The 21,622-nt window shown below is 42.4% G+C and carries 17 protein-coding genes; 9 read left to right on the top strand and 8 right to left on the bottom strand.

Annotated elements, in window-relative coordinates:
• Positions 1 to 189: 189 nt before the first annotated feature.
• The 3 genes from upp to PZB74_RS22100 all read left to right on the top strand — a co-directional run bounded on the left by upp (position 190) and on the right by PZB74_RS22100 (position 3,390).
• Positions 190 to 849: a uracil phosphoribosyltransferase gene (gene upp / locus PZB74_RS22090; RefSeq protein WP_302239571.1), complete on the top strand. Its 660-nt coding sequence runs from the start codon at positions 190 to 192 to the stop codon at positions 847 to 849.
• A 10-nt stretch (positions 850 to 859) separates the two neighbouring features.
• A complete protein-coding gene (locus PZB74_RS22095) occupies positions 860 to 1,810 on the top strand; it encodes a calcium/sodium antiporter (protein WP_302239573.1) in 951 nt (316 codons plus the stop codon).
• A gap of 83 nt (positions 1,811 to 1,893) precedes the next feature.
• Positions 1,894 to 3,390 (top strand): MltF family protein, encoded by a 1,497-nt coding sequence (locus PZB74_RS22100; RefSeq protein WP_302239574.1) that lies wholly within the window; start codon positions 1,894 to 1,896, stop codon positions 3,388 to 3,390.
• 41 nt (positions 3,391 to 3,431) lie between these two features.
• Here the strand turns inward: PZB74_RS22100 and PZB74_RS22105 are convergent, their stop codons facing one another.
• Positions 3,432 to 3,998, bottom strand: a complete 567-nt coding sequence (locus tag PZB74_RS22105) for a carbonic anhydrase (RefSeq protein WP_302239575.1) — start codon at positions 3,996 to 3,998, stop codon at positions 3,432 to 3,434.
• A gap of 160 nt (positions 3,999 to 4,158) precedes the next feature.
• The gene (locus tag PZB74_RS22110; protein ID WP_302239577.1) at positions 4,159 to 4,674 is read right to left on the bottom strand and encodes a SixA phosphatase family protein; all 516 of its coding nucleotides are present in this window, start codon (positions 4,672 to 4,674) and stop codon (positions 4,159 to 4,161) included.
• A gap of 90 nt (positions 4,675 to 4,764) precedes the next feature.
• Here PZB74_RS22110 and PZB74_RS22115 point away from each other — a divergent pair, with 90 nt between their 5' ends.
• Positions 4,765 to 5,190 (top strand): DUF2721 domain-containing protein, encoded by a 426-nt coding sequence (locus tag PZB74_RS22115; protein WP_302239578.1) that lies wholly within the window; start codon positions 4,765 to 4,767, stop codon positions 5,188 to 5,190.
• Positions 5,191 to 5,195: 5 nt separating this feature from the next.
• Positions 5,196 to 6,872: a VRR-NUC domain-containing protein gene (locus PZB74_RS22120; RefSeq protein ID WP_302239580.1), complete on the top strand. Its 1,677-nt coding sequence runs from the start codon at positions 5,196 to 5,198 to the stop codon at positions 6,870 to 6,872.
• Here PZB74_RS22120 and PZB74_RS22125 read toward each other — a convergent pair whose 3' ends face one another.
• Complete coding sequence (locus PZB74_RS22125) at positions 6,873 to 7,667, bottom strand: hypothetical protein (protein ID WP_302239582.1); 795 nt, start codon at positions 7,665 to 7,667, stop codon at positions 6,873 to 6,875.
• Between the two features lie 463 nt (positions 7,668 to 8,130).
• On the opposite strand from PZB74_RS22125, the gene uxuA reads away from it, so the two are divergent.
• Positions 8,131 to 9,315, top strand: coding sequence for a mannonate dehydratase (uxuA, locus tag PZB74_RS22130; protein WP_302239584.1), 1,185 nt, complete (start codon positions 8,131 to 8,133; stop codon positions 9,313 to 9,315).
• Between the two features lie 59 nt (positions 9,316 to 9,374).
• On the opposite strand, the gene PZB74_RS22135 is transcribed toward uxuA, so the two are convergent.
• The 4 genes from PZB74_RS22135 to porQ form a co-directional block, all read right to left on the bottom strand.
• Positions 9,375 to 11,972, bottom strand: coding sequence for a carboxylesterase family protein (locus tag PZB74_RS22135; protein ID WP_302239586.1), 2,598 nt, complete (start codon positions 11,970 to 11,972; stop codon positions 9,375 to 9,377).
• Positions 11,973 to 12,203: 231 nt separating this feature from the next.
• A complete protein-coding gene (locus PZB74_RS22140) occupies positions 12,204 to 12,935 on the bottom strand; it encodes an SDR family NAD(P)-dependent oxidoreductase (protein WP_302239588.1) in 732 nt (243 codons plus the stop codon).
• Between the two features lie 83 nt (positions 12,936 to 13,018).
• Entirely contained in the window at positions 13,019 to 14,428 is a 1,410-nt protein-coding gene (gene hslU / locus PZB74_RS22145) for an ATP-dependent protease ATPase subunit HslU (RefSeq protein WP_302239590.1), read from the bottom strand.
• A 13-nt stretch (positions 14,429 to 14,441) separates the two neighbouring features.
• Positions 14,442 to 15,458: a type IX secretion system protein PorQ gene (gene porQ / locus PZB74_RS22150; RefSeq protein ID WP_302239591.1), complete on the bottom strand. Its 1,017-nt coding sequence runs from the start codon at positions 15,456 to 15,458 to the stop codon at positions 14,442 to 14,444.
• A 93-nt stretch (positions 15,459 to 15,551) separates the two neighbouring features.
• Between porQ and PZB74_RS22155 the strand changes: the two genes are divergently transcribed.
• The 3 genes from PZB74_RS22155 to PZB74_RS22165 all read left to right on the top strand — a co-directional run bounded on the left by PZB74_RS22155 (position 15,552) and on the right by PZB74_RS22165 (position 19,074).
• On the top strand, positions 15,552 to 16,463 hold the full coding sequence (locus PZB74_RS22155; protein ID WP_302239593.1) for a DUF72 domain-containing protein: 912 nt from the start codon (positions 15,552 to 15,554) through the stop codon (positions 16,461 to 16,463).
• A gap of 48 nt (positions 16,464 to 16,511) precedes the next feature.
• Positions 16,512 to 16,907 carry a 3D domain-containing protein gene (locus PZB74_RS22160; RefSeq protein WP_302239594.1) on the top strand — a complete coding sequence of 132 codons (396 nt, stop codon included), beginning with the start codon at positions 16,512 to 16,514 and terminating at the stop codon, positions 16,905 to 16,907.
• Positions 16,908 to 16,989: 82 nt separating this feature from the next.
• Positions 16,990 to 19,074: a TonB-dependent receptor family protein gene (locus tag PZB74_RS22165; protein WP_302239595.1), complete on the top strand. Its 2,085-nt coding sequence runs from the start codon at positions 16,990 to 16,992 to the stop codon at positions 19,072 to 19,074.
• On the opposite strand, the gene PZB74_RS22170 is transcribed toward PZB74_RS22165, so the two are convergent.
• Complete coding sequence (locus PZB74_RS22170; protein WP_302239598.1) at positions 19,071 to 21,479, bottom strand: TonB-dependent receptor plug domain-containing protein; 2,409 nt, start codon at positions 21,477 to 21,479, stop codon at positions 19,071 to 19,073. The genes PZB74_RS22165 and PZB74_RS22170 overlap by 4 nt on opposite strands.
• Positions 21,480 to 21,622 lie beyond the last annotated feature (143 nt).

Below are 21,622 nucleotides of genomic sequence, written 5' to 3' on the forward strand. Positions count from 1 at the left end.
CAGGCACTTACTATAATAACACCTATTTTTTTAAAAGCCGCTAATTGCAAAACTTTTATATGAATTGCAATGAAATTACAGTATAGATACTTATAATTTCACAAAAACATAATATAAATACTACAGTTTGTTCATTTTAATGCTTTTGCAAAAAACTCTATATTTGCTCTTTCCTTAAAGCCCCAAATTATGCAAGAAACTTCTCTTTTTCAGTTAAATGATCAGCATAGCGTTGCCAGCCATTTTTTATCTGAACTAAGAAAAACAGGCTTTCAAGATGACCGTCTACGTTTCAGGAGAAATATGGAAAGGATAGGTGAGCTTCTGGCTTATGAGCTTTCTAAAACGCTAACTTATCAAGAGCACACCATACAAACTCCTCTGGCAGATACTGAGGTCAGCCTGCTTCAGGAACAACCGGTACTTATCAGCATTCTCAGGGCTGGTATTCCTTTGCATCAGGGAGTGCTAAACTACTTTGATCATGCTGATAGTGGCTTTGTAGGTGCCTTCCGCGATCATCAGGATGAGCATAATTTTGAGATTGCACTTAAATATTTTACCCTGCCGGATACTAAAGACAAGGTAGTCTTACTGATTGACCCTATGCTTGCCAGCGGACAAACACTAGCGACCGTATGCAACAGCTTCTCCCCTGACCAAAAGCCAAAACATTTGCACATTGTATCGGCAATAGCCAGCCCTGAAGGACTGCAACATCTGCGAGAAACTGTAAATATCCCCTACTCCATATGGACTGGTGCGGTAGATGAGTCTATTGACAGCAAAGCATACATTGTGCCCGGCCTGGGAGATGCCGGAGACCTATCATATGGTCCAAAATTATAAATAACCTTACATGCTGTATTCAATATTTTTGTTAGCTGTAGGGCTAATTGTACTGGTTTCTGGCGGAGAGTTTCTGGTAAGAGGGGCTTCCAGCATTGCGTTAAGACTAAGAATTTCACCTCTAGTAGTTGGGCTAACTATTGTAGCTTTCGGCACTTCAGCGCCGGAACTATTTATTAGTGTACAGTCTGCTTTATCTGGCAGTCCGGACCTGGCTATGGGTAATGTAGTAGGCTCCAATATTTGTAACCTGGCTTTAGTGCTCGGCTTTACAGCTGTTATTTTTCCTGTACCTGTACAAAAAGACAGCCTCAGTATTGACTGGCCCATGACTATCGGTAGCTCCATCTTATTGTTTTTGTTGGTGCAGGATTATCTCATATCACCGGTAGAAGGAGCTGTTTTCGTCTTAATTCTTGCCGTATATACTACTTTGATTATTGTTAAGTCTAGGCGAGAAAACCATAAGGGTAAAGAAATACTGGAAGAAGCCGATCTGGCTGAGCAGCCTTCCAAAAATATCTGGCTGGATGTACTCTTTATTGTACTGGGTACATTAGGTCTTGCCTTCGGTTCAGACTGGTTTGTTACCGGAGCTAAGTCGCTTGCGCTATCTTTCGGCGTAAGTGAAAGGGTAATTGGGGTTACCGTATTGGCGCTAGGTACCAGCCTGCCTGAGTTGGTTACTGCCTCGGTAGCTGCATTTCGTAAAGCTACAGATATTGCCATCGGCAATCTAATGGGCTCAAATATCTTCAATATCCTTTCTATTTTAGGGATTACCAGTATTATTCAGCCAATAGCTGTAAACCAGCAGATAGTAAGCCAGGATATGCTCTGGATGCTGGCAATTACCGTTTTGATTTTTCCGATGATGCTAATCAAGCGGAAGGTTAGCCGTATTGAGGGGGGTATACTACTTGCGGTATATGGCTATTATATTTACCTGGTTGTGCAGTAGCTTGAAGAGCACTCTTCCGGTTAATTAGCGATTTCGTCGGCATTTGGTTATATTCAGAAACCTTGACTAAATGCCGATTCCTTATGAAATCTCAATACCTATGTTTGCTTGCATACATTTTGATATTTCCTACACTCTTATCGTGCAGTTCATCATCAGATGAGAAAGGCGAGCAAACTCCGTATCTGGAAACCAGTTACAGCGATCCGGTACATGTAGACCTGGATAAAATAAAAGAACGTGGTAAACTAATAGCCATCTCCAGTTACAGCCCTACCAGTTATTTTATTTATCGCGGGCAGCCGATGGGTTATGAATATGAACTTCTAAAAAGGCTGGCTAATTACCTTGAACTGGATCTGGAAATTAAGATCGCCTACAATCTGGACAATTTTATAGAGATGCTTAATACCGGAGAAGGCGATCTGGTAGCTCATAGCTTAAGCATTACAAAGCCACGCAAAAAGTTTGTAGACTTTACTGAGCACTACACAGTTACCCGGCAGGTATTGGTGCAGCGCAAGCCAGAAAACTGGCGTAAGATGAAGCTACACGAAATTGATAAGCAGCTTATCCGAGATCCCCTGGAGCTTATTGGAAAAACAGTACATGTACGTAAGAATAGCTCTTACTACCGCCGGCTGATCAACCTTTCGCAGGAAATGGGAGGTGATATTATCGTTGAGCCTCTAGATGGCAACCTGGAAACCAGTGAAATCATTAAAATGGTAAACAATGGAGAAATTGAGTACACTATCGCTGATGAAGATATAGCTCGCATCAACCAGACCTACTATCGCGATCTGGATGTAGCTACAGCAGTAAGCTTCCCTCAGCGGCTTGCCTGGATGGTGCGCAAAACCTCTCCAAAACTCAAAGCAAAAGTAAACCAATGGCTGGCCGAAGAGAAAAAGGGCTCCGACTTCTATGCTATCTATAACAAATACTATAAAAACCAGAAACGCTTCCGTACCAGAGTGAGCAGCGAATATTTCTCGCTTACCGGAGGCAAAATTTCCGAATATGATGAGGCTATACAAAGCAGCGCGGCAGCTTTGGGCTGGGACTGGAAACTGCTGGCCTCCCAAATATATCAGGAGTCGCGGTTTGAACCAGAAACCGAGTCGTGGGCAGGTGCTAAAGGACTAATGCAGCTGATGCCTTCTACCGCAAAAGAGATAGGAGACTATAACCTCTATGATGCAGAAGAATCTATAAAGGCTGGTGTTAAGTACCTGCAAAAAATGTCTAAATACTATCGGGATATACCTGATTCTGTAGAACGCATTAAGTTTGTGCTGGCTACTTATAATGCGGGGCCTGGCCACATTAGAGATGCACGCAGGCTGGCTGAGAAATATGGTAAGAATCCTGATGTCTGGACAGAAAATGTTGAGGATTTCATACTGCTCAAGTCTCAGAAAAAATATTATTCAGATCCGGTAGTTAGTAATGGCTATTGTCGCGGAGAGGAACCTTACAATTATGTAAACGATATTTTTAAGCGATACCAGGTATATCAGGATTTGCTGGAGACCAAGGCAGCAGATGAGGAGGCGGTAGCTTTACAAAAGCCTTAAGAAAAACTACAAGCCCCTCAGGGGGGCTGTAGTCAAATATCTTATAAGAAGTCTACTTTTCCAGTGTCCAGATTGTAGTAGCCAGGTACAACTTTTACTTTACCTTTCTCTACTGCATCGCGAATAATTGCTGAGCGGTTTTTCAGCTCTTCAGCATTAAGCTCTGCATTCTTTTTCACCACATCTTCTACTGAAGCCTCTTGGCCAGAAGCAGAAATTGCCGGTGCGATATGAGACAGCAGGTGGTTGAGGTTATATCCGTTATCGCCGCCGTTTACAGCAGCAGTAACTGCGCCGCAGCTCTGGTGGCCCAATACTACAATAACGCTGGAACCCAGATGGGCTACCGCATATTCTATACTCGCAATAGAAGAGGTATTAGCTACATTACCAGCGACACGTACAGTAAAAATTTCGCCCAGCCCCGCATCAAAAGCATGCTCAGGCACTACCCTACTGTCTGCACAGCTCAATACAATAGCGTAAGGCTTTTGCCCTCCGCTAAGCTCTTTACGACGAGGTTTATCGCACAACTGTCTTTCCAGCTTGTCTTCTACAAAGCGCTCATTTCCAGCTTTTAATCTTTCTAGTACTTCCTGTGTAGTCATTGATTTTTAAAGTTTGATTGAGATTATCATCTACAGAACAGGCACTTTGCCTGCTCAAAAAAATATATATCAGAAAATATGTTTCCTGATCAGATGCCTAAAAATATAAAGCTCTGCCTAAATCCAATAATTCTGGCCAAAAAGATACCGCTTTTTACTTCTATTCGTGTAATTTTAGTGCTCCTTCCCTTTTAGGAAAGTCGTAATAGACAAACTTGGCCTTTTTGTTAAGCTGTATCTGCCGCCAATGACGAACCTCCCATTGTAAAACATAAATACCAGAGGTAACTATATTGTCAATACTATGCGAACTTAGTAAGTTAGCCAGCTCTGTCAGACCGGGATTATGGCCTACTAAAAAAACGCTTTCAACACCTTCAGCCACATCATGTAGTTGCTTAAGCATGTCTAGGGGACTGGCATGATATAGTTCATCCAGCCACCGTATGTTGTTTTTTTTATAGCTAAGCGACTCAGCGATTTCAAGTGCCGTTTTCTTTGCTCTTACCGCGGTGCTGCTAATAATAAGGTCTGGCTGCTCGTTTCTTTTCGCAAGCCTTTTGCCCATAGCAGGTGCATCTTTTTTCCCTCTACCATTCAGGGGGCGATCAAAATCATGTAGATCCAGATTATCCCAGCTAGATTTTGCATGCCGGATCAGGTACAATCTTTTCATCTTCTCTAGTTTATCTCTTTGTTACAGAAAGGAAACACTTATTTTGATGGCAGGAAACTTTTTCTCAGCAAAAATTATTTCTTCATCCATATGTCAGACATTAGCCTAACTACACCGGCACTGCTCTTTCCGGCCATCTCACTTTTACTCCTGGCCTATACCAATAGATTTCTAACCCTGGCAGGCTTAATCAGGAAGCTTCATGCAGAGTACCAGAATGAGCCAGACCAAATGATCATAGGCCAGATTCAAAATCTGAGAAAGAGGGTGGTACTAATCAGAAATATGCAGGCCCTGGGTATCAGTAGTTTATTTTTATGTGTATTTTGCATGTTCCTGATCTTTGCCGGAGAAAACCTGGCCGGCAAAGTAGTGTTTGGCGTAAGTCTGCTGCTGCTGATGGCCTCGCTGGCCTTATCTATTCGTGAAATTCAGATTTCTGTCAATGCACTGAATATTCAACTCAGTGATCTGGAAGCACATGGGAGCGGATACGCAGAGAAAGAAGAACTGTAAAAGCCATGAAGGGAAGCCCCATAGAATTACCGGAAAAGTATTACCTGAACTATTTTAGCACACTGCTAACGCATGTGGAACTAATGTATGCTGCCTTGCTCAGCAAAGAAGAAAAAAGCTTTATCCGCAGGTTTCGTAAACTCCCCGAAGACGCGCAATGTCTCTTTATAAGGCTGGTAAACCGCAGAGGCGCATTTTTTCGAATGAACAAAATCAAATACCAGGAGATTGAGGATCAGGAAGGCTGCTTGAAGCTACTTTTGCGACGCAAATATTTTAGCCGCCTGGACAAACAGCATATTCAGGAGCTTCCCCTGGTGCTACATACCTTTACCAAAGCGGAACTCATTAATATTGCCAAAGAGCTATTGAATAAAGAACAGTTAGGCCCGCTGCGTAAGCTCAAAAAGCCTGAACTTCTGGAAGCTATGCTTTTGAGCATCTCACCCTCAAAACTGATTAAGGTACTCCAGATTTATGAGCCTATTGTAAGAGTAGGGCATGACCATGAGTTGGAGATGCTCAAGTTTCTTTACTTTGGTCACCTGGATGGGGATATGACGCAATTTGTAGTACGAGATATTGGCTATGTAAAAAGTGAGGCTTTTGATGAATCTAAACTTAAAGCTCTTTTTAACAGCAGAAAAGAGGCGGAAGACAAGCTTACAATCTCTAAAGTGTACCGAGAGTTCAAATATCAGCGAGATGAACTACTCCTGACGGCAGACCAGCTCTATGAATGGTTTGAGAAGCTCAAGCTTAAAAGAGAAATTCTTTGCGAGTTGGCGCAGCCTCATTACGATAAGCTTTGTCTTCGGCTAGGTAAACTGTTGGAACAGCAGTCCTTTCCCAAGCTTGCTTTGGAGGTATATCAGTGCACAGAACAAGCGCCCGCTCGTGAACGAAGGGTTCGCTTGCTCCATAAATTAGGTATGATTGATGAAGCCCTGGAGCTTTGTCAGCTTATCCAAAAAGAACCGTCAAATGCTGATGAGCGCTTCTTTGCAGAAGATTTTTGTAATCGTATTCAGAAAAAAAAACGTACACGTAAGGCTACCGACTATCTAAAAAAAAGTGCCTGCATTGAACTGGCTGAAGAGCACAAAAACTATGTTGAGCTTGGCGTTTTGGACTATCTGCGGGAGCAGGGGCAGGAAGGTGTACATACCGAAAACTATTTGTGGAGAGGTTTTTTTGGCCTATTACTTTGGGATATCATTTTTGATCAGGATAGCGAGGCCTTTCATAACCCCTTACAAACAGTACCTACAGACTTTTATACACCTCGTTTTCTGGAAAAAAGAAACGATGCTATTATGCAGCGGATGCAGGTTTTAGAATACCCCAAAAGGTTTCACAACATCGTAAGACATCATTTTGAAACCAAAATGGGTATGAGCAATCCGATTATGGGTTGGCACGAAAGCTTGCTAATGCTGGTAGAAAAATGTTACGAATGCCTGGAACCCCGACAAATTGCAAATGTATTGTTGGAGATGGCACGCAACCTAAGAGAGAATACTAAAGGTTTTCCTGATTTATTCGTGTGGGATGACCAGTCGTACCGCTTTGTAGAAGTAAAGTCGCCGAGCGATCAGTTATCCGCACAGCAACTGTATTGGCTGCATTTCTTTGAAAAAGAGGGAATTAGTGCAGAGGTAATTCGTGTAAGCTGGAATTGATCAGTTAAAATCCCAGCTTCTGAACTCCTCGCCTCTGGCATTATAAAAACGCACGTGAGCATCCTGAAAATTGGCATTGAGCTGCTGTAGCACCTGCTTTATGTCTTCAGACTTACCACTAAAGTCGTAAAGAAATGCCTGCTCACTCAGTTCTTTTTGCTGCCCATTAGTCTGTACTATGCTTCCATCGGAATTTACTCTAAAGTAACCATAATCGCCTTCAGCAAATTTTTTGTCAGTGGCCCCAGCAATATCCATAGCTTCCTCAAAGAAGTTGAGAAGCCTTTTGCTATCCTGGTTTTCGTATTTTATGGTACCCCATACAGTCTGTGCGGGCACCCGGTTAAGAGCAGGATTTAGCAGCGTAATTCCTTCCTCATCATCTAGGTGAATCAGGTAAGCATCTTTGGTTACTGTCAATGTTCCATGTTTGATAATAGACTCTCCCAGCTGTATCTGTAAGTCATACTCTTTTTCATCCAGTTGACCAAGCTCTATAAAAGCAGAGGCCGGGCCTATTGCATCCAGACAAACTTCTGCCTCTTCCACTTTTTCCAGCACAATGCTGACTGTCTGCTGATCAACAGTTGTTTCGTACTTTATACGATTATTGATGCAGGGGAAGTCTTTTAACGTGAGAAATTTAAGTGTTAGAATACGCTGATCTGCGTCTATGAACTCAGTCATGCTCAGCTCAATTTCGCTTCCCAGGGTATTAGAAGGGGCCGTTTCCTCACCTTCACAGGCAAAAACGAAAAGCAAGGGGATCAAAAATGCAAAGCAGGTTGCTCTCATGAAAGTATGTTCTTTGCAATTATGACACATAGGGCACGAAATGGTTGTAAGGTTGATACAAAATTTAGTTGATAACGATATTTGGCAGCATTGATTGTGTTTAGCGGATGATCTTTTGGTCGGTGAAGCTGATTTAAATATCGTCAGAAAGTTACGCAATATTTCTATATATAAGTAAGGTATGAGAAAGTACGCACGCTAAATTGGATAATTTCATGTGATGTATCTAATAGTTTATGCTTACTTAAAATACAGACACCCTAAAATTATCCTTAAATTACGCATAGCTTAATATCACTTTTATCATAAGTATTTTTACTATTTTCATACACTTCCCTCCTATTTTCTCCATAGTCACTTCAGGCAATTTTAACCTTCAGAATTAACCTCAATTGTTACTATGTAAGAATATACAGTATATTTGACACCAAAATGAACAGCAACCTTTAAAGAAAAAATACTTATGAGTATGGAACAGACCTGGCGCTGGTACGGGCCCAATGATCCTGTGAGCCTTTCTGACATCAGACAGGCGGGTGCCACTGGCATTGTCACTGCCTTACATCAGTTAGCGGTAGGTGAAGTATGGACAGTAGAGGCAATTGAAGAAAGAAAAAAAATAATTGAAGATGCGGGCCTGCGATGGTCAGTGGTAGAAAGTGTACCTGTGGTCGAAAGTATAAAGTCTGGTGCTGCTGACCGTGACCATTATATTGAAGTATTTCAGGAGTGTATTCGTAATCTGGGTGCTTGTGGCATCAAAACAATTTGCTACAACTTTATGCCGGTATTAGACTGGACCAGAACCCATCTGGAGTATCTAATAGAAGATGGTTCTACTGCCCTTCGCTTTGATAGCACTGCTTTTGCAGCTTTTGAGCTGTACATTTTAAAGCGCCCCGGATCTAATGCGGACTATGATGAAGCTACTCAACAAAAAGCGAAAGCCTATTATGCGCAGCTTAGCGAAGAAGAAAGGCTTACCCTACAGCGTAGCATTATTGCTGGCTTACCGGGCTCTGACAAAAATTATAGCCTGGAAGAGTTTCAGCAGCAGTTAGACCAGTATAAAAATATCAGTGAAGACCAACTCAGGGCTAACCTCAGTTATTTCCTGGAAAAAATTATTCCGGTAGCGGAAGAAAGTGGCGTACAGATGGCTATCCACCCGGATGATCCGCCTCGCCCCCTCTTAGGATTGCCCAGAGTTGTAAGTACAGAAGCAGATGCTCAGGCATTATTGCAAGCAGTAGATTCTCCCGTTAACGGCCTTACTTTTTGCACTGGCTCTTATGGAGCGCACCCTGCAAATGACCTGCCTGCCATGGTAGAAAAATTTGGAAATAAAATTCATTTTCTTCACCTCCGTAGTGTACAACGCGAGGCCGACGGTAGTTTTTATGAGGCAAATCACCTGGAAGGAGATGCTAATATGTATCAGGTGGTAAAGGCTGTAATTAAAGAAATGCGTAGAAGAAAGGCTGAAGGGAGACTTGATGATCAGATACCTATGCGTCCTGACCATGGACACAAAATGCTGGACGACCTGCGTAAGAAAACTAACCCTGGCTATACTGCCATTGGCCGCTTAAGAGGGCTCGCAGAGCTGAGAGGCCTGGAAATGGGCATAGCACTAACTCTTGCATAAAAAAAATGGGTAGCCTTTTTAGGCTACCCACTTATCATGATTGATGTAAATGAACGGTCTTACTTTCTCCAGACAAATTCCCCCTTGTCTACAGACCAGTCGTTGCCGAAAAAGCCTGCGCATTCTATACCTTGTAGTCCCTCTTCTACTACACTCTTGTCAAAGATCATAACATCAGGAAAAGTAGTACCGTTGACCAGATAGTGGTTGGCATAAGCGGCTTTCATACCTTCGGTACCGCTGGCAGTAACTACTCCAATACTGGCAGTTTCACTATCTGCACGAGGGTAAGTAAAATAAGCACCCCACTGCTCTCCTTCCAGGGTTTTGTCTCCCATCTTCAGTTTGCCATCAGATACCTGTATTGGGCTGTCTGAAAGTAATTTTTTCCAGGCAGCATGATTGTCAAGATTTCCGTACACAATGACATTCTGGTCGGCATACTTCTCACTACTAAAGTCAGTATCTTTAATAATTTCTACATTTCCGTTAGCACGATACCAGAATTTTTCCGCATCAAACAGTGCTCTTTTGTAGTACCATTCGTTCTCTTCTTTTGAGCCTTTGGTGGCATATACCAGTACCATCTTGTTCTTGAAGGCGTTTTTAAAACCTCCATCGCGATGAGGTCCTTTTTCTTTTGCTGAAGGCTGAGAAGTATTTGCCCACTGACCGTTTTGTTTAGTCAGATACAAAATATTGGCATTGCCGGAGATATCAATTTGTTGGCTGTCTAACATGATGCTGTTAGAAGTATTACCCATCTTCTGTAGGTCTATCGCCAGTGTTTGAGCATTTTCTGTAGTTATTTGAGAAATACTATCTCGTGTAAATGTAAATGTGCTAATCGCATAAGGACTTTCCTGCTGCAATATTTTGATAAAATGAGAGCCGGAAGAAACAGCAGGTGATGCTGTACTAAATTCTATCTCATTAATTTCCTGCGCGGGTTTTATAGTTCTGAACTTAAAAAAGTCAAATAAAGGAGGCCAGTCTACACTATGGTTGCCGTACCAATGCGAGCCATTGGGGTACTCATAATAGGCAAAATCCGGATGAAACTCAGCCAGAGTCTCACGCATATCTCTCGCGATAAAGGTGGGTACTACTGTATCATCTTCGCCATGCAATACATATACACCATAGTGCAGATAGTTTCGCTTAAGCTTTAAAGTACGGCTGGGGTTTCCTGCTCTTCTCAAAACAGAGTCCATCAGTATATCTGACTCCTCAGTTAGCTCAGAAGCTGTTTTCATTTTCTCAAGCTTTTCGCGCGAAAGTCCGAAGCGAGCCAGTCGCTCATCACTCATATTTTCCATGCGTCTGGAGAAGCTATCTCGGTACTCCAGCAGGTCGGGGTAGCCTGCGCAGGGGGCAATAGCTGCCCAGCGGTCAGGGTAGGTAGCGCCAAGGTACCAAGTACCATGCCCTCCCATAGAGTGGCCAGTAAGGTAAGTGCGTTGCGGATCAGTTTGAAACAACTCTTCGGCATCGGCAAGTACTTCCAGGGCATCCAGGCGCCCCCAGTCTTCCCAGGCAAACCCAAACGGACGACGGTTTGTAGGAGCAACCAGATGCCCCCAATCTTTCTTCTGATAGGCACGTGCCTGATTTACAGCTTCTACCGAAGCACCATGTACAGAAAAGAAGAGCGCAGGGTTTTCTATATTTTTGTCAGACGATGGCGCAACACTATAGTACTGCACGCTGCCATCTACTCCACTGATGAACGTACGCTTGTGATGGTCGTACTTAGATTTTACTGCTAGTTCCAGCGTTTCCTGAGCCAACACCTTCCCTCTTCTGTCTTTTAAACTTAGTTCTGCCTTTACGGTTTCTCCTTCTAAGTTATCTGGCACCTTTATTTGAAAAGGAAACTTGCGGATATTCATGGGAGAAACTGAAGCAATATTGGTCGTAATGGTTTCATCTCCAATCTTACAGCTTATGCTTCCTTTGGTAAACGCTTCAGAGTTAATATTCATTACTCTTATGGCTCCCCAAAGTGTTTTGTTCTCTTCGGTAAGCACATCGGGTAAGGTTAGATCTCTGGTTGTAAAAGCTATTCTTTGGTGTGGGTTAAGGAGCCGAGCACGCATTCTACCGAATCTACCACCTTCCAGTACAAATACATTTTTACCTTTTTTTAGCTTTACAGGTATTAAGCTCCAGCCAAAGTCATAATGGTCACCTTCGTGCGGAAAACCATTAATCAGGCTCATAGTATGTCCGGAGGCTTCAAAAATGACATCTTTTTCTTCTTCAGACTCATACTCAAGATAAAGGTAGCCAGATCTTAAGCCGTTATTTTCAAACTCATTTTTTTCGGTAGTGGTAATTTTTTCCCAGCTAGAAGTTTCACCGAAAATATCTTCTACAAAAGCATCTCCCTCTTTAACTTTACTTACATTCTCTAGTAAAAATTTAGCAAATACCGGCTCCTTCGGAGTAGTATTAGAATTAAGGCCAAAGGTTCTTCTGTTCAATAAAAGTCCGTCGGTAAAAATGTGAACCACTTCTCCTTCACGGATTTCCTCTACTTTTTCTTTTCCAAAATACTCTACAATATTGCCTTGTCGGTCTTGTGCGTTCAGTGTACATGAAAGCAACAGTAACAGGCAGGTCAGGTAGTTTTTAAACGAAAGATTCTGCATCATAAAAATTCTGTTAAACACTAATTTTAGGGATGCAATTTAATTATTAAAATGAGAGGTATCGCAAAATTTTTTATAGGAAACAAAAGCACTCACCCCAAAAAAACTTTGGAATACTAAGCGAAAACATAATTTAACACACAGAGATTAAACCTATCACTATTATAAAAATTGGTTTTTTGAGGTGCGTACCCGCTTTATATATACCAGAAAAAAAATGTAGCTGCCTGACTCTTAATATTTTCGCACATCCTGAAGCACATCTTTAAAGCGAGAAGGATTTTGAATGAGCTCCATAAATTTTTCCGCAGTATGCGTAGCATCATCTAGTGTACCTTCATTTTTGTAATCTAAAAATTTATCAAGATTACTGAAGTTACCCTTATCGGTAGCGCGGATTTCACCCTGCATGTTGGTATCTACAACACCTGGAGCCAGAGCATACACTTTAAATTTATCTCCCTGTCCCCTTTTATCCAATTCCATCTGGGCTACCTGAGAGAGCATGTCTAATGCGGCCTTGGAAGCACAATAGCCAGACCAACCATCAACTGGATATTTACCAGCACCTGAGCTGACGTTTATGATCAACTTCTCTCCTTCTGACTCTCGGTAAGTTTTGATAAACTGGTTCATCAGAATGGCAGGCGCACTTACATTAAGGTTAAAAAGATGAGCAAAACCCTGGTTTTCCAGGTCTCCCATATATTTGACGTCTCCCAGGGTACCTGCATTATTTATCAATACGATACGCTCAGCATCATCTAAATGTGGAAAAAAATCTGCTACCTCTTTCTGCAAAGCCTCTGTTGCCGCAAGGTCAGCTTCCTGATGTTGATAGCGTGCATGCTCAATACTTTGCTTGCGTGAAAAGCCGAATACCTCAGTGTTATCTTCCTGAAGTACGCGTTCTACCAGTGCTTTGCCTATGCCTCTGCTGGTACCTGTGATAAAATAATAGTGCATATCGTTTAGTTTAGGTAGATAAAAAAAAAGGCCCGGATGCCACAGCAAAAGCAGCAATCCAGGCCATATAAGTATTATTACATTTACAGTATATACTGACTCAGATCTTTGTTCTGCACCAGTCCGGATAGCCTTTCTCTCACTGTATCTTTATTTACTACCAGTTTGGAATTAGGCTCAATTTTGTCGGGTACATCAAAAAGGAAATCGTTAAGCAGACGGCTCATAACGGTGTGCAGTCTTCTGGCACCGATATTTTCTATTTCAGAGTTAATCTGAAAAGCTATCTCAGCGATTTCATCCAGCGCATCTTCCTGAAAGCTTAGCTCTACATTTTCAGCCGTAAATAAAGCTTCGTACTGTTTGGTAAGCGCGTTTTTAGGCTCACGCAAGATTTGAGAGAAGTCTTCTTTTGTAAGATCACTCAGCTCTACACGGATCGGAAAACGGCCTTGCAACTCAGGAATAAGGTCAGAAGGTTTAGCTACGTGAAAAGCTCCAGCAGCAATAAAAAGGATATGATCGGTATGTACGATGCCATATTTTGTGTTTACTGCACTACCTTCTACAATCGGTAGCAGATCTCGCTGCACCCCTTCGCGGCTTACATCTGCTCCTCCGCCACCTTTGCGGTCGGCGCTACCAGCAGCTATTTTATCAATCTCATCTACGAAGATAATACCTGTATTCTCTGCTTTGTAAATAGCTTCTTCTTTCACCTCATCCATATCAATGAGCTTAGCAGCTTCTTCTTCCAACAGCAGGCGCTTGGCTTCTCCTATAGTTACTTTTCTTTTTTTGTTCTTTTTGGGCATCATGCCACTGAGCATCTCCTGTAAGTTCATCATAGAGGATTCATCCATCATGCCTCCGCCAATCATACCTACGCCAGGGCTGGAGTTCTGCCTGATGTTGATCTCTATTTTACGGTCATCTATGTCGCCATTTTTAATTTTTTCGCGGAAGCGCTCACGAGTACGGTGGTTTAGCTCTGCATCGCTCAGATTGCTGTCGTCTTCGGTCTTTTCAAAGCCTATGGCGGGATTATTACTTTTAGGTGTATTACCTTTTACCGGAGGAATGAGAGCATCCAGAATAATTTCTTCTACGGCTTCTGCAGCTTTCTCTTTTACTTCTTCTTTTTTACGTGACTTTACCAGATTAACGGCCTGCTCCACCAAATCGCGCACCATGCTTTCTACATCGCGCCCTACATAGCCCACCTCGGTAAATTTGGAAGCTTCAACTTTAGTGAAGGGAGCATCTGCAATTTTAGCCAGGCGGCGAGCTATCTCTGTTTTCCCTACACCTGTCGTACCAATCATTAGTATGTTGTTGGGTACGATCTCTTTCTGCATCTCGTCTTTTACATTCATTCTCCGCCAGCGATTACGCAAGGCGATAGCCACATTCTTTTTGGCATCCTGCTGCCCGATAATGTATTTGTCCAGTTCTGCGACAATCTGTCTTGGAGTCAAATTAGCTTCTATCATGGATATATTTATGCTAGTTTCGTTTAAAATTAAGTCGGTCAAGATTCATATTTAGTGTAAAGTGGTTGAAGCCGCCTGCCACATGGTAAAACGCACGGGCGTAGTCCAATTGTAAAAAACGCAGGCGAAGCGTAAACCCAAAGGATAATCCTGCTCCGCCAGACAATTGTTCAAGCTGTAGCGTACTTCTTTTGAGAGAATTATATCCCACTTGCACCTGAAAGTTTTTGCTCAAGAGGAGTTCTCCACCAAAACTCATATGTCTTAATATCTTGTTAACGTATCCTGGCTTTTCATTGTTATCCTGCTGGTAGTAGGCTTCATAATGGTTAATTAACTGATAAGCAGACACATAAAAGCGAAAAGGCATATAGGTAGGCTTAAAAGCTGCGCTTAACCGAAGGTCGCTGGGCATACGACTTTGTGTAAAAGAGGTATAGTCGTTTAACAGCAGCCCTACATTATTAAGCGATAGCCCCAAAGTAAAATCATGCTCAGGGTGGATAAACATCCCACCTACATCAAACAGTATGGCGGAAGCATGATAATTAGCCAGGTCAGAGGCTATCCATTTTGCGTTAAGGCCGATCCTGAAAGGCCCAGACTGATGGCTTCGGTTAAAAGAGATGGCATACTCCTGAGAAGAAAAGCTACCAAAAGGATAGCCCGTTAGATCATAGCTATCCATTTCACCATAACTGACGTACTTGATACCAACTCCCCAGCTGCCACCTTTACCAATTGTTCTGCTATATGTCAGGCTACTGGCATGGATATCTGCATAATAGGGTTGGTAGCTTAGACTCAGCTTTTGATGCAAGCCGGTATGGTTAGTCGCGGGATTGCTCAACCAGACGTAAGTATCAGCAGCAGAAGAGTCTATAGAAACAGTGCTTAATACACCTCCCAGGGCAGTCTGTCTCGCACTGGCCGAAAGGTTAAGAAAATCAAACGCATAAGGCTTGGCCAGCTGCGCCAGCAGGCTTTGTTCAAAGAAAAAAAACAGTATACATGTCAAAAAGTAGCGCATATGAGATGTGCCCAAATCTACTGTCTTTGGTGTTGATTCACAACAGCATGCCTTATATTCATGTTTTAGGAGTGAACTAGACGAATTATATACATGGAATTTGGTAAGCTGTCAGAAATAGAAAATATAGATTTTAGCCTTCCGGCAGATGCAATACGCAATGGCCGGATGCTAAAAGAGAAGGGGAATCAGGATCCTACAAAAATATATGTGGGTATGGCCCGCTGGGGAGAAAGAAAGCTGGTAGGCAGATTATACCCCAAAGCTACACCTTCTAAAGACTACCTGTACCATTACAGCCGGCAGTTTAACACCATTGAAATGAATACTACACACTACCGTATTCCTACGAAAGACATGGTAGCACATTGGCTGGATAAAAGTACTGATACTTTTAAGTTTTGCCCAAAGATACCACAGATTATTAGCCACAGTGCTGACTATGGAGCGCATGCCCAGGCAGTTGAAGCCTTTTATCAGGCGCTTTATGCCTTTGGCTCTCAGCTGGGCCTCCCTTTTATGCAGCTTCCTCCTACGCTTGAGCCTTTCAGACAGGGAAAAGCATTCTTTGATTTTTTATCCCAATGGCCCCATGATTTGCCCCTTGCTATAGAATTACGCCACCCCGCCTGGTTTAATGACGAACGCATAAGAGAGCGAGCGTATGATTTGTTAGAAGAGTATCAGCTCAGTACCGTGATTACTGATACCGCTGGCCGAAGAGATGTCATACACATGCAGTTGACCTTCCCTAGTGTAATGGTCCGCTTCGTAGGCAACTCACTTCACTCTACTGATTATAGCCGTATAGATGAATGGGTAAAGCGGCTGGGTGTATGGCTGAGTCAGGGGCTGGATGAGTTGTATTTCATTGTCCACCAGCCTGAAGACCTGCTCTGTATAGATTTAGCTATCTATTTTATTCAGCGAATGAACGAGAAGTACCAACTGAATATTCCTTTACCTAAACTGCTAAGCGAAGGTGTACAACAAAGCCTGTTTTAAACATAAGTCATTGTTTCAGTGTTAGTTATATAAACTAACATAAGAATTATGATCTCAAAAAATTTACCCAACGGATTTATACTTTGTGCTTTGAGCCTATTGATTCTATCGGCCTGTGCAGAAACAAAAGAGGTAGAAGTAACAGCTACCGCCTACAATTCGGTAGAAGTACAAACTAAAAAAGGCGACCCTGCCACAGCGGCTTGGGGCGATAAGCTAAAACCAGGCATGAAGACCATTGCGGTGTCTCGTGACCTGCTTAAGCAGGAAGGTTTTGAGCACAATACTAAAGTTAAAATTGAAGGTCTATCGGGCACCTATAGGGTACTGGATAAAATGAACAGACGCTGGGAAAAGCGTATTGATATTTATATGGGCAACAATGTAGAAAAAGCTCTTGACTTTGGTAAACAGGAAGTTGTTATCAGCTGGAAGGTAGATTAAAACTAATTTTTACCAAAAGCGCTAACAATTTTCTTAATCATGGCTTAACTTCATGTTTGCTAAACATTCACTTAAACTATAGATGAAAAACTACCTACTGTTAAGCCTGTTTTTATTGTGTACTTCTACTTTACTTTTTGCTCAAGAAGATAGCCTGGAGACTAAATTACTAAATGAGGTTACTGTAATTGGTTACGATGCCAACCGCAAGTTACTGCAAACCCCGGGTGCAGTTGCTTTGATTACCTCCCAACAAATCAGAGCTTTTGATGAAATATCGGCTCTTCCTTCTATGAACCTGATACCGGGCGTACGTATGGAAGAGAGATCTCCGGGCAGCTATCGCATAGCAGTACGCGGAAGTACCCTAAGAGCACCTTTTGGTGTCAGAAATATTAAAGTTTACTGGAACAACATCCCTTTCACCGAGCCATCTGGCAGTACTAATTTCAATCTGCTTGATATCTCCAACCTGGGCAAGATTGAAGTGATAAAAGGCCCTGCCGGGAGCATCTACGGTGCCGGTACCGGAGGGGTCGTAAATATACAGAGTGCCAGCCCCAGGCTGCAAGAAGACTACATAGGCGCGGAAGCGATGATAGGTTCTTACGGGCTAAAGCGCTATGCCACCACCGTAAACGAAGTTACTGAAAATGCTACTTACACCTTTAAGTATGCTCATCAGCAATCTGATGGCTACCGCAACCATACCGAATTTGATAGAGATGTAATTGAGTTGCATGCTAAATTTCAGGCTTCAGAAAAACGAGAGATTAGTGCCAGCTTTTTGTATTCTGACCTTTTCTACGAAATACCCGGCGGACTAAACGAAGAGCAGTATAATGAAAACCCTCGCCAGGCTCGCCCTTCTAATCCTTTTGCTTTGGGTAGCGAGGAATCAGAAGCAGGCATAGACCAGGAGTATGTGCTGTTTGGATTAAGCCAGGACTATCAGTGGAATGATAAGCTCAGCAACCTGACTACCATATATGGTGACTTTAGTTTTTTTGAGAATCCCTTTAACCTGGATTACAAAAGAGACAGCCGAATGGCTGGAGGCGGACGTACCCGCTTTGACTATCAGAGCCATCTGTTTGGTCTGGATACACGCTTTACTTTAGGAGGTGAGTTTCAGACAGGTACCAATGTAGCACGCAACTTCGCGAACGACTACGGCAAACCCGGAGCACTTAACTTTGATGATGAACTTAAAAGTTATCAATCCATTGTTTTTGGTAGAGCAGAGCTGGAATTACCTCATGACTTTTTCCTTACATTAGGCCTTAGTCGTAATTCACTTGAATATGACATCAACCGTTTGGTAGACAACAATCTGGACTCTGCCTATCAGGTTGAAAAAACGTTTGACCCAGTATGGGTTCCACGTGTTGGATTAGCCAAACAGTTTAACCGAATTGCCGCACATGCCAGCATCAGCTACGGCTTCTCTCCTCCTACTATTGAAGATGTGCGCACCAATGAGGGTAGCATCAACCTGGGACTGAAGCCCGAAAAAGGAATTAACTATGAGCTAGGCCTAAGAGGTAATACTCTTAACGGTAAGCTCAACTTTGACGTTAGCGCTTTTTATTTTCAGCTAGACGAAACTATCGTACAGCAGCAGTCAGAACGAGGCACTGTATTGTTTACCAATACAGGTTCTACTGACCAGAAGGGTTTAGAAACTGCTTTTACCTATTTCGCCTTGCAGGAAAACGCAGGCTTCATTAAAGACCTTGATTTTCAGCTTTCTTATACCCTGCATGACTTTACTTTTAACAATTACACCAAATTTGTAGGCGATGAGTTGCAGGATTACTCAGGAAACGAACTAACAGGGGTAGCCAGAAACATAGCCGTATTTGCCACGACTTTACAAACAAATGTAGGCGTTTACCTGAATGGCTCTATCAATTTTACTGATGAAATACCTTTGGATGATGCCAATAGCGTTTACTCAGAGGCTTACGAGCTGGTACTGCTCAAACTAGGTTATCGCGCTCCTTTGAGTGATAAGCTGGAGCTTGAAATCTTCGGTGGAGTCAACAACTTGCTAGACCAGAAATATAGCCTGGGTAATGACCTTAATGCTTTTGGTGGTAGATACTATCAACCAGCGCCTGATAGAAATTACTATGCAGGTTTAAAAGTACACCTGAACTATTAAAACTTGGCTCTCAGGGACACGATCAGGTTTCTACCTGGAGCAGCAATACCTGAAGAGTATGGCCAGTAATGTTTGTCCAGTATATTCTCAAGTCCTCCACTAATTAGCAAATGATCGTTAAATTGATAACTGCCGATTAGATTTAAAGTATACCAGGCTAAAGCCCCATCTTCAGTATAAAGGTGGGGCTTATTTTGTTCTGAAGGCGCCAGGTTATCAAAGCTTAGCCCTCCGTTATATCTTACAATAAAAGATGATTTAAGTTTTTTCTTCTGATAGCTTAATGTTGTCTGTCCAAAAAGCGGAGCGGCATGGCGGAGAGCCGCATCTTCTTCCTGATCGCGACCGCTGGTATAGTTAAGGGAAGTTTGTAAACTAACAGCAGAAAAGATTTGATAGACAGCATTAATACTCATACCATACACATAAGCCTGTCCGGCATTTACAAGGGCCTGTACACGACTTAGCTCACCATCATACATTATGCTATCCTGTCCGTTAAAGCTGAAGTTACGTCTTACCATAGCATCACGAAGCTGTGAGTAGAAAACAGTAGCTTCCAGTTTAAGTTTGTCTTCCAGTTGCTTGCTTGTACCAATTTCCAGATTATAACTGTATTCAGAAGAAAGCTGGGGGTTCGGAACCACCACATTACCCGGCTCAGAATCAAACACCTTACCTACATCATCTACATTAGGCGCTCTGAAACCTGACGATAATAGGAGATTCAATTGCCAGCTACTGTTTGGACGATATACCAGCCCCGCACTACCACTTAAGGCCGCGGTGTTCACCTCAATTTCGTCGTACGGAAAATCATAAAAGCTTTTATCTTCAAATTGAGTATTCAGCTTAATATAGCTATAGCGCAGCCCCGTATTGAGTGTGAATCTGGGATCAAAATTCCAGCGATAGTTAAGGTAAGCTGCAGCACTAAGGTAATTACCTCCTCCGTCGGGGTAGCGGGTTGCAGTAGCCGTAACTTCGTGGCTTGTTATATTTTTACGATAAGCTTCAGAAGCAACAGTATTGTAGACCAGCTCTGCACCGTAAAAAAGCTGATTGTTTTCGTTTAATTTCTTATCTGCATCCAGGTTTAAAGTATACGCATTTACGTTTTCTGTACGAGTTCTGAGCCTATCACTCCCAAACCCACGGTCGTTTCGGCTTTCTTCAAAGGTTTGAAAAGCAGTAGTGAGCTTAGCTTCGTCGTACCAAATGGTATGCTGATAAAGCCCCAGTCGTAATGAATGCATCATCCAATCCTGAGGGCCGTAGTACCATTCGGCATCTTCAGGCAAACCTTCATCATTATTTACAATCAGGCGGTCGTAGCGTGGAATATCTGAGGTAGTGCTGTACAGAAAATTATACACCAACTCAGTCTTATTGCTCAGCTTAGTCCTGATTTTTTGCATCAGATTGAATTGACTGTAGCCGGAAGGAGCCTGCACATTTACATCTGGATTGCGAACCAAAGAGTCTTCGTTATGGGCAGGAATCACATACTGATAGCGTTTGCCAAAATCCGGATAGCTTTCCGGACGATTCGCGCCAGCCCTCAGGTCACCAAAATTGCTGTAGGTAAAAGAAGATAGCGAACTCAATCTCTTTCCTTTTAGACTCACATTAGCATGAAGCGTCTTCTCCTGATTAGCAGAAGAGTACCTGCTCATAGCCTCAGCATTAAATGCCAACTTATCACTCTCGGTAAATTCAGGCATACGAGTGTGAAAATCCATAACACCTCCGAGAGCATCGCTACCGTAAATAACAGAGCCGGGACCAAAAACTACTTCTGCTTCACCAATTACATTAGGGTCAAGGTTAATCACATTTTGCAGGTTGCCGCTACGAAAGATAGCATTGTTCATTCTTACACCATCTACCACAATCAGTACTGAATTGGCTGCGAAACCTCTAATCATTGGGCTACCACCTCCAAGCTGGCTCTTCTGAACGAAAATCTGTCCGCTTTGTGCTAGCAGGTCTGCAGCGGTCTGAGGGTTTTGCAAAGCAATAGATTCTGGGTGTATACTAATGAGTTGGTGAGGAATTTCTTCTTTCTTCTGCTCCCAACGGTTAATCATAATTAAGGCCTCATCCATATGTATAATTTTTTCTCTCAGGTATATACTATAATCCTGCGCTTCAATTTTCTCCTTTCTGTACCTGGCAGACTGGTATGCGGGATGTTGGAATACTAGAGAATCTGTATTTTTAAATGATGAGAACTCTATTTCACCATTTATATCAGTTTGTCCGTAAGCCTTCTTATCATTAGAGTATACAACCACGTTAGCAATAGGTTTACCACTATCATAGTCTTTTACACTTAGGGTTTGTGCACTAATTAAAAATGGCAGCAGCATCAGTGCTGTCAAAAACAAAAGTCTTTCTTTCATAGCATTACAAAAAAAGCTATATTTAGCCAAAATCCTTATATAGTTCTCAATATTACATCTTATAAGCAATATTATTTTCAATATAACGAGTGTAATGTTAAGATTAGCAGTAGCAAGAATTAAACGTAATGTTTACTATCTTT

It is taken from the genome of Porifericola rhodea (genome assembly GCF_030506305.1).
GTDB lineage: Bacteria > Bacteroidota > Bacteroidia > Cytophagales > Cyclobacteriaceae > Catalinimonas > Catalinimonas rhodea.

What these genes read in the sequence shown, in the direction of transcription:
- PZB74_RS22120 (WP_302239580.1), top strand. Translation starts at nt 5,196, where the DNA reads ATGAAGGGAAGCCCCATAGAATTACCGGAAAAGTATTACCTGAACTAT.
- PZB74_RS22155 (WP_302239593.1), top strand. Translation starts at nt 15,552, where the DNA reads ATGGAATTTGGTAAGCTGTCAGAAATAGAAAATATAGATTTTAGCCTT.
- PZB74_RS22160 (WP_302239594.1), top strand. Translation starts at nt 16,512, where the DNA reads ATGATCTCAAAAAATTTACCCAACGGATTTATACTTTGTGCTTTGAGC.
- PZB74_RS22170 (WP_302239598.1), bottom strand. Translation starts at nt 21,479, where the DNA reads ATGAAAGAAAGACTTTTGTTTTTGACAGCACTGATGCTGCTGCCATTT.
- PZB74_RS22115 (WP_302239578.1), top strand. Translation starts at nt 4,765, where the DNA reads ATGTCAGACATTAGCCTAACTACACCGGCACTGCTCTTTCCGGCCATC.
- porQ (WP_302239591.1), bottom strand. Translation starts at nt 15,458, where the DNA reads ATGCGCTACTTTTTGACATGTATACTGTTTTTTTTCTTTGAACAAAGC.
- hslU (WP_302239590.1), bottom strand. Translation starts at nt 14,428, where the DNA reads ATGATAGAAGCTAATTTGACTCCAAGACAGATTGTCGCAGAACTGGAC.
- PZB74_RS22100 (WP_302239574.1), top strand. Translation starts at nt 1,894, where the DNA reads ATGAAATCTCAATACCTATGTTTGCTTGCATACATTTTGATATTTCCT.
- uxuA (WP_302239584.1), top strand. Translation starts at nt 8,131, where the DNA reads ATGAGTATGGAACAGACCTGGCGCTGGTACGGGCCCAATGATCCTGTG.
- PZB74_RS22110 (WP_302239577.1), bottom strand. Translation starts at nt 4,674, where the DNA reads ATGAAAAGATTGTACCTGATCCGGCATGCAAAATCTAGCTGGGATAAT.
- upp (WP_302239571.1), top strand. Translation starts at nt 190, where the DNA reads ATGCAAGAAACTTCTCTTTTTCAGTTAAATGATCAGCATAGCGTTGCC.
- PZB74_RS22125 (WP_302239582.1), bottom strand. Translation starts at nt 7,667, where the DNA reads ATGAGAGCAACCTGCTTTGCATTTTTGATCCCCTTGCTTTTCGTTTTT.
- PZB74_RS22165 (WP_302239595.1), top strand. Translation starts at nt 16,990, where the DNA reads ATGAAAAACTACCTACTGTTAAGCCTGTTTTTATTGTGTACTTCTACT.
- PZB74_RS22135 (WP_302239586.1), bottom strand. Translation starts at nt 11,972, where the DNA reads ATGATGCAGAATCTTTCGTTTAAAAACTACCTGACCTGCCTGTTACTG.
- PZB74_RS22105 (WP_302239575.1), bottom strand. Translation starts at nt 3,998, where the DNA reads ATGACTACACAGGAAGTACTAGAAAGATTAAAAGCTGGAAATGAGCGC.
- PZB74_RS22140 (WP_302239588.1), bottom strand. Translation starts at nt 12,935, where the DNA reads ATGCACTATTATTTTATCACAGGTACCAGCAGAGGCATAGGCAAAGCA.
- PZB74_RS22095 (WP_302239573.1), top strand. Translation starts at nt 860, where the DNA reads ATGCTGTATTCAATATTTTTGTTAGCTGTAGGGCTAATTGTACTGGTT.